Source organism: Thiolapillus sp., assembly GCF_048562965.1.
Taxonomy (GTDB): domain Bacteria; phylum Pseudomonadota; class Gammaproteobacteria; order Chromatiales; family Chromatiaceae; genus Thiolapillus; species Thiolapillus brandeum_A.
Map to the genome: position 1 here is coordinate 1 of NZ_JBHNMF010001440.1, position 626 is coordinate 626.

General features: G+C 52.7%; 1 protein-coding gene. It reads right to left on the reverse strand.

The window, feature by feature from the left end:
• Window positions 1–293: 293 nt before the first annotated feature.
• A partial coding sequence (locus ACOCD2_RS24815; RefSeq protein ID WP_419626343.1) for a hypothetical protein occupies window positions 294–626 on the reverse strand: 333 nt, incomplete at its 5' end.

Here is a 626-nt window from a genome sequence, read left to right on the forward strand (position 1 = left end):
TCACGATTGCAATATCTGGCATACCCAACGGCCAGGGGCGGTTGGACGCCGCGCTGGATCCGTCCTTGACGCTGCATTTTATATACGAAGCTCCCTAGCAGCAAAGCACGGGAGCGCTTCGGAAAGGCCGGTGCCATTATTCGGAGTTTGTGGTGGGTTTTCTTTTTTTCTTTTTCCCGTTTTTTTAATAGACGGGGTAACTGAGGGTGAGGCAGGGCCTATATTAACTTTGTGGGTGAAGGGCGCATCATAAGCTTCGTATATAGATTTGTTCCTTCTGACGCGAAACATGGCTATTTTTCGGGCTCGACATAATGAAGGGTCTCGTGACGAATACGGCACATAGGGCACTGCGTCGCAGCGGTTGCTTCCTGAAGCGTAAGAGAGACTTGGTGTTCGAGCAGCTGCCCTATTGTGTGCTCGGTAGGCCTGAGATACCAGGCGGTGCAATAGTCGCAGTATTGCAATACGGTTGCCTGTATCACAAGGTCCGCGGCAATCAGCGCCGCGCAATTGATATCCAGTAACTGCCAGTTACCATTGTTGGACGGCCCGGCTTTTGCCAGCTCGGCCGGGTTTACATCGCCCTGGGGACGTACCTGCTCACAGTAAATCTCGTACGCCTC